10 protein-coding genes are annotated in these 14,206 nt (G+C 71.0%); 8 read left to right on the forward strand and 2 right to left on the reverse strand.

The genetic code is table 11. The features are described 5' to 3' along the window. The first annotated feature begins 17 nt into the window (after window positions 1-17). The 7 genes from MLGJGCBP_RS22585 to MLGJGCBP_RS22615 all read left to right on the forward strand — a co-directional run bounded on the left by MLGJGCBP_RS22585 (window position 18) and on the right by MLGJGCBP_RS22615 (window position 11,997). Complete coding sequence (locus MLGJGCBP_RS22585; RefSeq protein WP_087557144.1) at window positions 18-929, forward strand: LysR substrate-binding domain-containing protein; 912 nt, start codon at window positions 18-20, stop codon at window positions 927-929. A gap of 136 nt (window positions 930-1,065) precedes the next feature. Beyond that, window positions 1,066-2,379: an MFS transporter gene (locus MLGJGCBP_RS22590; RefSeq protein WP_160098142.1), complete on the forward strand. Its 1,314-nt coding sequence runs from the start codon at window positions 1,066-1,068 to the stop codon at window positions 2,377-2,379. A gap of 1 nt (window position 2,380) precedes the next feature. Next, the gene (locus tag MLGJGCBP_RS22595; RefSeq protein WP_160098144.1) at window positions 2,381-4,327 is read left to right on the forward strand and encodes an FAD-dependent monooxygenase; all 1,947 of its coding nucleotides are present in this window, start codon (window positions 2,381-2,383) and stop codon (window positions 4,325-4,327) included. A 9-nt stretch (window positions 4,328-4,336) separates the two neighbouring features. Beyond that, complete coding sequence (gene dhaL, locus MLGJGCBP_RS22600) at window positions 4,337-6,070, forward strand: dihydroxyacetone kinase subunit DhaL (RefSeq protein ID WP_160098146.1); 1,734 nt, start codon at window positions 4,337-4,339, stop codon at window positions 6,068-6,070. A 125-nt stretch (window positions 6,071-6,195) separates the two neighbouring features. Then, window positions 6,196-6,978, forward strand: a complete 783-nt coding sequence (locus MLGJGCBP_RS22605) for a hypothetical protein (protein ID WP_160098148.1) — start codon at window positions 6,196-6,198, stop codon at window positions 6,976-6,978. Window positions 6,979-7,180: 202 nt separating this feature from the next. After that, window positions 7,181-11,692, forward strand: coding sequence for a cation-translocating P-type ATPase (locus MLGJGCBP_RS22610; RefSeq protein WP_160098150.1), 4,512 nt, complete (start codon window positions 7,181-7,183; stop codon window positions 11,690-11,692). Between the two features lie 32 nt (window positions 11,693-11,724). Beyond that, window positions 11,725-11,997 (forward strand): hypothetical protein, encoded by a 273-nt coding sequence (locus MLGJGCBP_RS22615; RefSeq protein ID WP_087557150.1) that lies wholly within the window; start codon window positions 11,725-11,727, stop codon window positions 11,995-11,997. A 12-nt stretch (window positions 11,998-12,009) separates the two neighbouring features. Here MLGJGCBP_RS22615 and MLGJGCBP_RS22620 read toward each other — a convergent pair whose 3' ends face one another. Together MLGJGCBP_RS22620 and MLGJGCBP_RS22625 are read right to left on the reverse strand one after the other, a co-directional pair. After that, window positions 12,010-12,516 carry a hypothetical protein gene (locus tag MLGJGCBP_RS22620; RefSeq protein ID WP_087557151.1) on the reverse strand — a complete coding sequence of 169 codons (507 nt, stop codon included), beginning with the start codon at window positions 12,514-12,516 and terminating at the stop codon, window positions 12,010-12,012. 113 nt (window positions 12,517-12,629) lie between these two features. Continuing rightward, window positions 12,630-12,899 (reverse strand): ANTAR domain-containing protein, encoded by a 270-nt coding sequence (locus MLGJGCBP_RS22625; RefSeq protein WP_160098152.1) that lies wholly within the window; start codon window positions 12,897-12,899, stop codon window positions 12,630-12,632. A gap of 135 nt (window positions 12,900-13,034) precedes the next feature. Here MLGJGCBP_RS22625 and MLGJGCBP_RS22630 point away from each other — a divergent pair, with 135 nt between their 5' ends. After that, on the forward strand, window positions 13,035-14,132 hold the full coding sequence (locus MLGJGCBP_RS22630; RefSeq protein ID WP_160098154.1) for a GIY-YIG nuclease family protein: 1,098 nt from the start codon (window positions 13,035-13,037) through the stop codon (window positions 14,130-14,132). Window positions 14,133-14,206 lie beyond the last annotated feature (74 nt).

Raw genomic sequence — 14,206 nt, forward strand, 5'->3', positions numbered from 1 at the left:
CGCGCTACCGTTCTTCCATGCCCCGATCCGACAACGTCCCCGCGTACACGATGCGCCAGCTGGCGGCGTTCGTGGCGGTCGCCGAGACCGGGACGATCAGCGGTGCGGCCGAGCGGATGCACCTGTCGCAGTCGGCGCTGTCCGCGGCGGTGACGGACCTGGAGAAGGCGCTGAAGGCGCAACTGTGTGTGCGCAGGCGCGCCCGCGGTGTGCAGCTGACCCCGACGGGGGAGGCGGTGCTGTCGCGGGCGCGGGCACTGTTGCAGCAGGCGGGTGAGTTGCAGGCCGACGCGTGCGGAGAGGGCGGTACCGTCACCGGTCCGATCGCCGTCGGCTGCTACCCGGCGCTGGGCCCGACGATCCTGCCGTCGATGCTGTATGCGTTCACCGCCGAATACCCGCGGGCGACCGTGGAGTTCCGGGAAGACACGCAGAACCGGCTGCGCACCCAGCTCGAGGGCGGCGAATTGGACGTCGCCATCGTCTACGACCTCGACCTGCCCCCGGACTGGCAGACCGTGCCGCTGATGACCCGCGAGCCGATGGTGGTGCTCGGGGCGGAACACCCACTGGCCGGAATCGACGGGCCGGTGCGCCTCGCGGATCTGGCGGAGCACCCGATGGTGCTCCTCGACGCGCCACCGAGCACCAACCATGCGATGGACGTCTGCCGGGAGGCCGGTTTCGCGCCCCGGGTGGCGTACCGGACCGCGAACTTCGAGACGGCGCGGGCCTTCGTCGGGCGCGGTCTCGGGTGGACGCTGCTGCTGCAACGACCGCGGGTGGACGTCACTTACGAGGGCCTGCCCGTGGTCGTGAAGCCGATCGCCGAACCGAAACCGGCGTCGGTGGCCGTCGTCGTCGCGTGGCACCGGGACGCGACGCTGAGCCGGGTCGCGCGGGCCTTCATCCGATTCGTCACGGCCTGAACTGCGAAGACACACCTTCCACGGAACTTCCGCAATTCATGCGGGGATAGTCCCGCTTTTCAGACGTATGTGAGTGGGGTCATTGTCATTCCGGTAGCGCGATGAGTATGCGCAGCAGAAACCGGGAAGGCAGACGATGACGGCAATCACCGAGGCGACACCGACGGTGTCCCACAAGGAAGCGCGCAGGGCAGTCCTGTCGAGCTTCGTCGGTACCGCGATCGAGTGGTACGACTTCTTCATCTACGGCACCGCCGCGGCCCTCGTGATCGGACCGCAGTTCTTCCCGGGCGCGTCGACGTTCGCCGGAACCCTTGCCGCCTTCGCCACCTTCGCGGTCGGCTTCGTCGCCCGCCCCATCGGCGGCGTCGTCATGGGTCACTTCGGTGACCGCATCGGACGCAAGTCGATGCTGGTGCTGTCGTTGACGATGATGGGCGCCGCGACCGTCGGCATCGGACTGCTCCCGAACTTCGAGGCCATCGGGGTGGCCGCACCCATCCTGCTGGTCGCGTTGCGGTTCGTGCAGGGAATCGGCGTCGGCGGCGAATGGGGCGGCGCGGTGCTCATGGCCACCGAGCACGCCCCCGAAGGCAAGCGCGGCCTGTACGGCGCGGCGCCGCAGATGGGTGTCCCGGCCGGAGTGATCATGGCGAACGTCGTGTTCCTCGCCGTCACCCAGTTGCTGTCCGACGACGCCTTCCAGACCTGGGGCTGGCGGGTGCCGTTCCTGATGAGCGCCGTGCTCGTCTGCGTCGCGATGTGGATCCGCCTCGGCGTCTTCGAGTCCCCCGCCTTCGCGGAGGCCAAGGAGAGCGACACGATCGTGAAGATGCCGATCGTCGAGGTGCTGACCAGGAACTGGCGGACGGTCCTGCTCGCGGCGGGCACCTTCGTCGCGACCAACGGCATCGCCTACGTGTTCATGGTGTACGTCCTGACGTACGGCACCGAGCAACTCGGCTACAGCCGCGCCACGATGCTCACTCTGCTGATCGTCGCGTGCCCGGTCTGGATGGCGGGGATGGCGGTGTCGGCCTGGAAGTCCGACGTGCTCGGCAGGCGCCGGGTGTACACGTGGAGTTCGGTCGCGCTGGTGATCGTCGCGGCGGTGTTCTTCCCGCTGATCGACACGGCGTCGATACCCGTCATGCTGCTCGCGATGATCGTGATGGCCGCGGTGCTCGGTACCACCGCGGGGCCGCAGTCGGCTCTGTTCGCGGAACTCTTCCCCGCCCACATCCGCTACAGCGGCGCGTCGCTCGGCTACCAGATCGGCGCCATCCTCGGCGGCGGGCTCGCACCGTTCCTGGCGACATGGCTGTTCGGGGCCTTCGGCACCTCCGTCGCGATCAGCGCGTACTTCGTGGTGATCGCCGTCGTCAGCCTGGGCTCGATCCTGCTGCTGCCCGAAACGAACAAGATCGCACGAAACGCGGAGGCCGCCTGACATGTCCACCTACTTCCAGCCCCGGAAATACGCGGCGACGGACTTCGCGTCGACCACCGCAACCGGCGAGGCCCTGCCCGTCGTCGTCGTGGGCGCAGGCCCGGTCGGCATGGGCGTCGCGCTCGGCCTCGCGCAGCGCGGCATCCCCGTCACCGTGCTCGAGGCCGCCGACCAGGTGTCGTTCGGCAGCCGCGCCATCTGTATCTCCCGGCACAGCCTCGAGGTGGCGGCCCGGCTCGGGTTCGGGCCGGAACTCGAGAAGATCGTGCTCCCCTGGGTGGGTGGGCGCAGCTTCTACCGCGACGAAGAGGTGCTGCACTTCGAGATGGCGCACGGCGAGCACGACGTCCGCGGACCCATGGTCAACGTGTCGCAGTCCGAGATCGAGCAGATCATGACCGACACCCTGCTCGCGCACCCGCTGATCACGTTCCACTGGTCGTCGAGCGTGGCCGGCGTCCTGCGGTCGGACGAGGACGTGACCCTCGACGTCGACACCGCGTTCGGTGTGCGCCGGCTCCGCGCACGTTGGGTCGTCGCCGCCGACGGCGGTCGCAGCCGGATGCGCGAACTGGCGGGAATCCGGTTGCAGGGAAACAGCTATGAGGGCAGCTACGTCATCGCCGACATCCACTGGGAATCGGCGCTGCCCGCCGAGCGGATGGTGTGGTTCGACCCGCCGAGCAACCCCGGCTCGACGATCATCATGCATCGGCAGCCCCGCGACATCTGGCGCATCGACTACCAACTCGACAGTGCCGACGATGCCGAACTCGAGACGCAGGAAGACCGCATCCGCGACCGGATCACGCGGCACCTCGACTGGCTCGAGAACGACGTGCCGTGGACCCTCGAATGGCACGGCTTCTACCGTGCGCACGCGCTCGCGCTGGACGACTTCACGCACGGTCGGATCCTGTTCGCCGGTGACGCCGCCCACCTGGTTCCGATCTTCGGCGTCCGCGGGCTGAACTCCGGCATGGAGGACGCCGAGACCCTCGCCTGGACCCTGGCCGCCGTCGTCAGCGGGACGGCGGACCGCGCACTGCTGCAAGCGTATTCGGCCGAGCGGCGCGGAGCCTGGCAGCAGAACGTGGACAACGCGGGCAAGTCGACGCTCATCATGTCGCCGGGCAGCCACGGCTACCGCACCACCCGCGACGCCGTCCTGGCGCTGGCCACGACCCGCCCGGAGTTCGGGCACCTCATCAACCCGCGGCAGTCGAGTGCCACACACGCGCACCTGTCGCCGCTCACCTGGCCGGTGGCCGAGGGGACGACCGGTGTGCTGCCCGGCGACCCGATGGAGGACCGCCGCGTTCGGGTCGTCACCGCCGGGGGAGCGGTGGAGTCTTCGCTGAACCGCGTCCGCGGAACGGGTTTCGCGGTGCTGGGCATCGGGGTCGACGCCGCCGGTGCCGACGTCGTCGCCGCCCACGCCGCCGCGATGTCGATGGCGCTGGCGCCCGAATCGGTGCGCGCGGTCGTCGTCCCGGCGCCGGGTGTGGCGGTGGACGCGGCGGACGACCTGACGGTTCTCGACGATCCCGACGGTGTGCTGGCGCAGGCCCTCGGCGCGTCCGCGGGCGAGTGCTTCGTGATCCGTCCGGACGGGCTCGTCCTGTGCCGGATCAGGGACCTGTCGCTGCTCGGCGACGTGCCCGCGCACCTGCGCGCGGCGACCGCCCCCGTGCTCGGTGTCGTCCCCGCGCACACGGAGACAGCTGCGACGCCGGAGGAACTGCTGCGTGAGAACGTGTGGACGGGACTGTCGGAGGCGCTGGACCAGGCGGAGGAGTCGGACCGGGAGGGCTTCCTGACCCGGCTCGCGTTGCTGCTCGGATCGCAGTCGGGCAGGCGGGAGTTCGAGGAAGCGCTCGCCGCCGCCTCCCAGGTGAGTGGCAAAGCGTGCTCCGGCACGCCACGGCACTCACATGTGGGCGCTTAGCCTGGGGGCATGGCGCACGCACAGTTCCTGAACTCACCCAAGACCTTCGTCGTCGACGCCCTCCGCGGGGCCGTCGCCACCACCGGCGACCTCGAATGGCATCCGGAACCGGGCTATCTCACCCGCCGGGAACCGTTGCCGTCCGGGCAGGTCGCGTTGCTGTCCGGCGGTGGGTCCGGGCACGAACCGCTGCACGCCGGGTTCATCGGCCGGGGCATGCTCACCGGAGCCTGCCCCGGCCTGATCTTCACCTCGCCCAACGCGCTGCAGGTGCGGGCCGCCACCCGGGCCGTCGACGCCGGCGGCGGAGTCGTGCACATCGTGAAGAACTACACCGGCGACGTCCTCAACTTCCGCATCGCCGGCGACCTGGCGGCAGAGGACGGCGTCACGGTCGAACACGTGCTCGTCGACGACGACGTCGCGTCCGAACGGGAGGACGGGCCCGGACGTCGCGGCACCGCGGCCACGATCGCGGTCGAGAAGATCTGCGGCGCTTCGGCGGAACGCGGGGACGACCTCGCCACCGTCGCGGAGTTCGGGCGACGCACGGCCCGGAACTCGCGCAGCATGGCGGTGGCACTGCGAGCGTGCACCGTGCCCGGGTCGGACTCGCCGTCGTTCGACCTGCCGGAGGGGCAGATCGAACTCGGGATCGGCATTCACGGCGAACGCGGAACCGAACGGGTCGACGCACTGCCCGCCGCCGAACTGGTCCGCCGGCTCACCGACCCCGTGCTCGCCTCGCTCGACGTGCAGAGGGGCGAGCAGGTGATCGCGATCGTCAACGGACTCGGCGCGGCCCATCCGCTGGAGTTGCAACTGCTGTTCGGTGAACTCGCCGACCATCTCGCGGACCGGGGCGTGGTGATCCGGCGGTCGCTGGTCGGCAGCTTCGTCACCGCCCTCGACATGGACGGCGCGTCCATCACGCTGGTGCGCTGCGACGACGAACTCCTCGACCTGTGGGACGCACCGACCGCCGCACCGGGATGGCCGAACGCGCCTGCCGGTGAATTCCGCGGCATCGCAGACCGACCCGCGGTGCAGTTCCGGTCGAACGTCGCATCCCGCGAGGACGAACCGGAGGTGGCCGGCACCGCCGGTGCGCTGGGCCGGGTAGTGGTGGGGTCGTGGATCGGCGCGTTCGTGGAGAAGGTGCTCGCCGAGGAGCCGAACCTCACCGACCTCGACCGCCGCGCGGGCGACGGCGACTTCGGCACCAACATGGCGGCCGCACTCGACCACGTCGACGTCGCCGGGATCCGTGACCGGTACTCCCCGGCGACGGTGTTCGAGTCGCTGTCCGACGCCTATCTCGGTCACGCGGGCGGCACGTCGGGCGCGCTGTTCGGGGTCTGGTTCCGGCAGTTCTACCGGGTTGCCGCCGACGCGCCGCAGGGTCTGGACACGAAGGCGATCGCGGCCGCCGCACGGGCGGGCCTCGACACGATTCAGGAACTCGGCGGGGCGCAACCCGGGGACAAGACGATGATCGACGCCATCGCCCCCGCCGTCGCCGCCCTCGAATCGGCCGTCGAACAGGGCAAGAATCCGGCCGACGCGCTGGCCGAGGCCGCCGACGCCGCCGCCCGCGGTGCCGAGGACACCGCCGGCATCACCGCGCGACGCGGCCGGGCCAGCTACATCGGCGAGGCGGCGCGAGGCGTCGTGGACCCCGGCGCCCTCGTGCTGTCGTGGTTCTTCGCCGAGGCCGCGGAAGCCGCCCGCAGCGCCGGGTAGTCACCGCGTACCGGGCACGGCACGTAGGGTGAGGAGGAGAACGTCGAGTCGTGCTGCGCAATCCCGTCGCCACACCTCTCCCCACCTGCGTACGGGACGCAGAATCACGGACGGACAAGTAGACAGTGGAAGACACCGCCAGCCGGGGAATCCAGGCTTTCATCGCCGATGTCGTGGAGCGGGGTGGCAAGGCAGTGCGGCTCACCCACTCGCGGCGCAACCCCGTCCAGGTCTGGGGCGACGACGGCACGAGTTGCATCGTGCGGGTGCGTTCCAAACTCAGCGGCGACTGGCAGGCCCGCAAACAGGACGAGTCGCTCGACGACGACGACACCGGCTCACAGTTCTGGGTGTTCGTCGACCTCGCGAGTTCCCCGGAGGAGTTCTTCGTCGTGCCCTCGTCCGAGGTCGCCGACGACATCCGCGCAGAGGTGGACCTGTGGATGATGGACACCCCCGGTCGCACGCGGACGGGGCATCACGCGATTCCACTGAGCCGGGTCGCGCACGGCCGCGGGCGCTGGGACCTGCTCGGCCTCGCCGGTGAGAAGGACCCCAGCCGCTACAGCGACGCGCAGCGCGCCACGACGGCGGCCACGTTGCGTGCGGACGCCGCCGCCCGTGCGTCCGCCAGGAAGAAGCCGGCAAAGGCGACCGCGGCCCTGGAAGAACTGGTCGATACCCGGCTCGAGGTGGTCGCCGACTTCGAGGGATATCGGTTGGTCGGACGGTTCGACCCCGGCACGGGAACGTTGGAGATCACCCGCGGTCCGATGCAGGGCCGCCGGTTCCCGGACCCCACGACCGCGGCGACCGCCGTTGCCAGTCACATCAGCGGGGACGTCGAGAACCGCGACGGGTGGGAATTCTGGCGCACCGAACAGGGTGAACGAATTACCTTGGGGTAGAACAGTATTCGATAGTTCCCCGAAACTCGTTCGGCGTGCGGCGGTTGAGAATACGCTGAGGTGGGTATCGCAGACGTGATCCGCCGTGCCCCGGCGGGAGTGGCCACGGCCGATGGGAGCTCATCATGCGAATCGTCGACGTAGTGCGCGGGGCGGCGCCCGTGCTGCGGCAGTTCGGCGCGGACTCCAGGCAGTAGTTGCCGTGGGACTCGGTCGATACCTCTCCGCTGCCGCGTCCCTGCCGGTGCGCGGCGCCGGCATCGGCCTCGGGGTGGCGTCCTACGGCGGCGCCGTCGCAGCCGATCTGGTGGCGACCACCGCACGGACCGCGACACAGATCACCACCGAGGTGCTGGGCGGAACCCCGGCCCGCCGCACGAGTTCCGGACACGGCCGCGCCTGGATCGAGGTCCGCGGACTCGACGGACCCCACGGCGGCGTGGTGGCCACGTCCGTTCTCGGCGCGGTCCGGGCGACCGCCGGTGTGGACGGGGCCGAACTGAACCGCGCGCTGTCCCGGCTGGTGGTGACGGTCGGTGACCACGGACCGTCGGTGGCAGTGCTGTGCGCGGTGATCGCGCAGGCGGAGGATGCCGCCCGACCGCTCGCTCGCGGCGCCGTCCGGGACCGGCCCAGCGAACTGCCCGGCGACGACGTCGCACTCGCCGAACGGGTTCTCGCACTGGCCGCCGCGACGACGGGCCTCGTCGCAGCCACCGGCGTCCGCCTGCTTCCGACGCCCAGCCTGCCGGCGGCGCTGCCCGCCGCCGCGGTCACGTTCGTCAACTATCAGCCGCGACTGCGAGGCATGGTCGAGGACCGGTTCGGGCCGGCCGCCGCCGAACTGCTGCTCGCCACCGCCCAGGCCGTCGGCGACGTGCTGCGGCGCGCGCCCGCGTCTCTCGCCGTCGACGTGGCGCTGCGGTCGGCGATCACCGCGGAGGCGTGGTCCGGCCGGCGGGCGTGGCATCGCCGCGAACCCGACCTGGCCCGGGACCCCGCGGACGGATCGGACAGCCGCCCCCGCGAGCGCGGCACGTCCGGACCGGTGGAGCGGGACGTCGACCGGGCCGCGATCGCACAGTTCGCAGGGGCGACGGCAGTGGGGGTCGCGACCCGCAGTGTCGCGGGCGCGGCGGACGCGGCCCTGGTCGCCGCACCGAAGGCGGCCCGCACCGCTCGGGAGGCCTTCGCCGCGACGCTGGGCCGCGGACTCGCCGACCGCCACTCCGTGCTGGTCCTGCGACCCGCCGCACTGCGTCGCCTGGACCGGGTCGACGCGGTGGTCGTGGACCCGGCGGTGCTGCACACGGCGGAGTTGCGGGTGAGCGGAATCCGTGCCGTTCGGGACGGAGACCGGACGAGGGTGTGGGAGGCCGCGCGGTCCGCCGTCGAGGCCGGCGCGCTCGGGGTGGGCTGGCACGCGCTCGCCGACCTGCCGGGCGACGTCGCCTCGGCCGCGGTGGACGACGATTCCGCCGTCCTCGTGACACAAGCCCACCACGCGGGCGCGGCGGCCGTGCTCGCGCAGGCCCGCACGTCGGGCGCCCAGGTGATCTCGGTGAACGTGGACGGCCTCGGCGGACTCCGCTCGGCTTTCGACGACCTGCTCCCGTCGAGCGGATCGGCGGACGCGGACCTCCGCGACGCCGTCGCGCAGTTGCAGGCGAACGGCGCGACGGTCGCGGTGGTGGCGGGCCGGGCGCCGCACGCCCTGTCGGCGGCCGACGTCGGGATCGGTGTCCTCGTCGACGACGCCCCGCCACCGTGGTGTGCGGACCTGCTGGTCGACGATCTCGTCGGGGTGTGGCGCGTGCTGCGGTCGCTGCCCGACGCCCGCACGGCGAGCCGGCGCGGCGTCGAGATCGCCACGGCGGCGTCGATGCTCGGTGCGCTCGTGATGTTGCCGGGAGTGCGCGGCCGCGGACCCGGGCCCGTCACGGTCGGTGCGGCGGCAGGACTGTGGACGGGACATTCCCTCGCACGCTGTGTGCTGCGTGCCGAAATTCCGCCGGCCGCCCCGGTTCACGCCTGGCACGAGATGCCGGCGACGGAGGTGCGCCGTCTGCTGCCCGTGCACGAAGACGGGGGCGCCGCGACGCCCCGCCGCCGCTCGGTGCGTCTGGTGCTGGCCCCGGTCGAGGCGATCGGCCGGTTCACCGCGTGGCCGGTCGGTCTGGCCTGGGACTTCGGGTGGGCGATGCGCACGGAACTGTCGGATCCGTTGACCCCGGTCCTCGCCACCGGATCTGCGGCGAGCGCGCTGCTCGGGTCGCCGATCGACGCGGTGCTCGTGGGATCAGTCCTCGCGGGGAACGCCGCGCTGTCGGCCGTGCAACGCCTGCACGCAGAACGACTGCTGACCAGGATGCTGGCGGCGGGTGATCCGCCCGCGCACCGCGTCGCCGGGTCCCCGAACAGCCGGGTGACCGAGCGGGTGGAGGCGTCGCGGTTGCGGCCGGGCGACGTGATCGAGATCTGCCCCGGCGAGGTGGTGCCCGCCGACGGCAGGCTCGTCGAGGCACCCGGCGTCGAGGTCGACGAATCCTCACTCACGGGGGAATCGCTGCCGGTGAGCAAGCAGACGTCGCCGACCCCGGGCGCACCCATCGGCGAACGCGCCTGCATGGTGTTCGCGGGAACTACGATCCTCACCGGCACCGCGACGGCGATCGTCACCGCGGTCGGTGACGCCACGGAAGCGGGACGCGCTGGCGCGATCACCCCGGCGAGTGCGTCGCACGTCGGTCTGCAGGCGCAGCTCAGGAGCCTCACCGACCGGGTGCTGCCCGTCAGCGTCGGGGGCGGCGCGCTGGTGACCGCCGTCGGATTCCTGCGCGGCACCGGACTGCGGCAGGCGGTCACCAGTGGCGTCGCGGTCGCGGTGGCAGCCGTTCCGGAGGGGTTGCCGCTCGTCGCGACCCTGGCGCAGCAGGCCGCCGCACGCAGGCTGACCCGGTCGGGCGCGTTGGTGCGGGCGCCGCGGTCCGTCGAGGCACTCGGCCGCGTCGACGTGGTGTGCTTCGACAAGACGGGCACGCTGAGCGAGAACCGCCTGCGGGTGGTTTCCGCGGTCCCTCAGCCGGGGTTCGACCGCGACGAGGTGCTCAGGTGCGCGGGCCGCAGCGCCGTCACCCCCGACGGCAGTCCGGCTGTGCACGCCACCGATGTCGCGATCGCCGACGCGGCAGCGGACCTGCTGCCACCGGAGGATGAGCACCGCAGATATCTGCCGTTCCGGTCCGGACGGCCCTACTCCGCCTCGCTGTCGGGGACGCACCTGTCGTTGAAGGGTGCACCGGAGGTCGTGATCGCCGCCTGCACCGGAATCGGCGCCGACGAGGTCCACGACACCGTTCTCGGCATGGCCGCCGACGGGCTGCGCGTCATCGCCGTCGCCCGCCGGACCGTCAAGAAATTCCAGTCGCGACGCGCGGCCGACGACGCCGACGTCCTCGACGACCTGTGTGGCGGCGGGCTGCAACTCGTCGGACTGCTCGGGCTGGCCGACACCCCGCGCCCCGAGGCGGCCGGGTTGCTTCCCGACCTGGAACGCCTGCAGGTCGGGGTCCGGCTGATCACCGGCGACCATCCCGTCACGGCCACCGCCATCACAAGGGAGCTGGGACTGCCCGTGTCGTCCGAGCAGGTGATCAGCGGCACCGACTGGGACACCCTGTCGCACCGGGGGCAGGAGAACGCCGTCGAGAAGTGCGTCGTCTTCGCCCGGATGACGCCCGAACACAAGGTGCAGATCGTGCAGACCCTCGAACGTGTCGGTCACGTCTGCGCGATGGTCGGCGACGGCGCCAACGACGCCGCCGCGATCCGGGCCGCCAGTGTGGGAATCGGGGTCAGCTCGCGCGGCAGCGACCCCGCCCGCAGCGCCGCGGACGTGGTGCTCCTCGACGGCCGCGTCGACGCGCTGCGCGACGCCCTCGACGAAGGCCGCCAGCTGTGGCGGCGGGTGCAGGCCGGAGTGTCGGTGCTGCTCGGCGGGAACGCCGGCGAGGTGGCATTCGCCCTGATCGGCAGCGCGATCGCCGGACGGTCACCGCTCACCGCGCGTCAGCTTCTGCTGGTGAACGTGCTCACCGACGCCCTGCCGGCGGCCGCGCTCGCGGTGAGCCCACCCAACGAACAGACCCGCGGAGAGGGCCGCGGACCGGACAGTGCCGCGCTGTGGCGGACCGTTGCGATCCGCGGCGCCGCCACCGCGGCAGGCGCGACGACGGCGTGGGCGCTGGCGAGCGTGACCGGCAGGCAACGCCGGGCGTCGACGGTCGGGCTGGTCGCGCTGGTCGGAACCCAACTGGGGCAGACGCTCATCGATTCACGCAGCCCGCTCGTCGTCCTCACCGCGGGCGGGTCACTCGCCGCGCTCACCGTGATGGTCAGTACGCCCGGAGTCAGTCAGCTCCTGGGATGCACCCCACTGGGACCGGTCGGGTGGGCCCAGGCGCTGGGATGCGCGGGCGCGGCGACCGCGGCAGCCGCGTTCGCACCGGGATTGCTGGAAAAGCTTGCGGGCGATCAGTCGACGATCTCGATCACGCCCGCCCGCAGCAGCACGGCGTACACCTCCCGGAGCGGTGGGGTGAGCACCCGGGTGACCACCCCGGTCAACGGGTCCCCGGCACCGGAGAAGACACCGGCAGCGGTCTGGGCGACGGCACTCAGCACACCCGACACGGTCCACGGTCAAGGTGGCTGACCGGGAAACGGCACGGACAAGGGAGACGAACTATGGCCCAACGAACGTCGGAGGCGCAGTCGCACGGCGACGCCGTGCAGCGGGTGCAGGAGGCCCACAGCTTCGCGGTGCAGCTACCGATCCTCGGCAGGGTGCCGCTGCCTCGCCCCGAGCAGCTGGCATTCTTCGCGGCGATCGGCCTGCTCGCCGCCGTCGAAATCATCGAATGGCCGGTTGCACTGACCATCGCAGCGGGGCATGTGCTGATCACCGATCAGCACAACCGGGCCGTCCAGGAGATCGGGGAGGCCCTGGAAGGCGTGTGACGCGGGTCCGGATCAGGCGGGCGGGCAGGCGGGTGACGTCAGCTGCGCGATCGCCACGATCGAGCAGGCCGTCGCCTTCGACAGTTTCCACGTCCCGTTCTCGCCTGGCACGAAGATGGCGGGCAGGGTGTTCTGCTGCACCTGGCCGTTGATCGTCAACTGCAATTGCGCGCTGGCGCTGCCGTCGCCGTTGTCGATCACCGGGTCCAGCACCTGAACCTGCGCACCCGCCTGCTGAGCGGCGGCGGCGACCTGGTTGAACAGGTTCGGATCCTGCTCCGAACCCTCCACCATGGCGATCTTCTGGTCGAGTGGAGTGGCCGGGTCGAGGCCCTTCGCCAGCAGGGCGTTGAGGTCGGCGGCCGTCGGCAGCACGAGGTCATCCGTCGTCTCGGCCGCTGCGGTGGTGGTGGACGTGGTGGTCCCGCCCGAGCCGGAAGACTCGTCGGAACCACAGGCGGACATCGTGAGGGCTGCGGCGATCGCTACCGCGGCAACCGTGATCTTGCGGATCGTCAACTCAGTTACCTCTTCGTATCTCGGTGCGCAGGTCGTTGGTCTCACATCGAGTCTGAAGGTTTGCGGAGCGTCGCGCCGTCGAAGCCAGAGAATTCTCAGACTTTCAGCCGAAATCAGGCCGCCGTGCCGAACGCGCCGCGGTACGGAGTGGCGTGGCTCCACTGCAGAGCCGCAGCGGTGACGTCGGACGCGGGGAGGTCGTCGTGATGGGTCTGGATGAACGCGATCAACGCGCGGGCGGTGCGGGCGAGGGCGACCTTGTGCTGCCGGGACGTCTCCGCGAGTTCGGTGAACGCGTCGTTCTCGGAGCAGCCGCGGAACGCGATGAGGATGCCGACCGCGATGTCGACCGCCGTGCGGGTGGAGTAGGTGGGCGTCGTCATGAATGTTCTCCCAACCTGCGTCGGAACGGGTACTACTCCATCTTCCCGCACCGGGTACGACGTCGGAAGAGTTCGAATCGCCCGGTGTATTAGTCGTCCGAGTTCTTCACCGAGGTTTTCCCTTACGGTAGGGGCATGGCTACCGTCTGGACGATCCCGATCGACATCACTTCTCGCTGGCTCGACAATGCCGAGGTCCAGACCTTCCTCGCGTCCAACGACCTGGACAACGCGTCCCCCGACCCGAAGGTGCGGTTCGCGCAGTTCGCGGACGTCACGAAGTCCCTGGAACGGCACATCGGGCACACCTTCTCGTCCGTGCAGGGCGCCGCCACCGCGCTGTTCGACGGCATCGACGGCGGTACTCCCGTCGCGTTGAAACTGGCGGCGCTGCGCCTGATCCTGAAAGAGGTGTATCAGACCCGCCATGCGCCGCAGCCGTTCCCGAAGCGGGTAAGTGAGGAACTCGGCACCTACGTCTACGCGCTCCTCGACCCCCGCAACAGGTTGGTGTTCTACGTCGGCGCCGGCCGAGGCACCCGGGTGTACGGCTACGTGTGGGAGGCGCTGGCCGAGAACGAGCACCGGCGGACCCTCGAGGATCCGGAGACCGACGGCGCCGAGGTGAAAGCCGCGACGATCGCCCGCATCCGGGAGATCTACGACTCGGGCCACGAGGTCGAGCACTACATCGTGGCGCACCGCATTTCCGACACCGGTGGCGTCGCCGACGCGGTGCGCAACGGGGTGGTGGGAGCGCTTGGGCTCGTCGAGGGTTCCGCCCTCGGCAACCTCGCCGGCGGCGCGGGCGAGCAGCGCGCCGTACCCGTCGACGACCTCGTGTTGCAATACGCAGCAGAACCGGTGCCGAATCTGCCGACCCCCTGCGTCGTCCTCGAGGTGCCCGCCGCGTCCCGGCGGGGCGTGACGTCGGAAGAGGTGTACGAACTGTCCCGCGGTGCGTGGGCGGCGGGCGCCGCCGTCCGCAACACCGACGACATCCCGGTGATCGTGTTCGCGGACAACATCGTTCGCGCCGCGTACCGGGCCAGGTCCTGGTCGTCGGTGGCACGACCCGGCGACGCGGCGCTGTGGCGGTTCACGGGCGAGTCCGACACCGAACTGGAGAGCCAATTCGTGAACAAGCGGATCGTCCCCGCCAAGGTCGGCCTGAAGAAGTGGCCCACCCACGGCTGGGTCCCGCACCTCACCCAGGCCCGCCCCGGCCGCTGACGTGAGCGGCAAAGCGTGCCCCGGCACACTTTGCCGCTCACGTGCGGAGTTGCCTGTCGAGTCGGTGGGGTGTG

It is taken from the genome of Rhodococcus sp. T7 (assembly GCF_009872365.1).
Lineage (GTDB): Bacteria > Actinomycetota > Actinomycetes > Mycobacteriales > Mycobacteriaceae > Rhodococcus_F.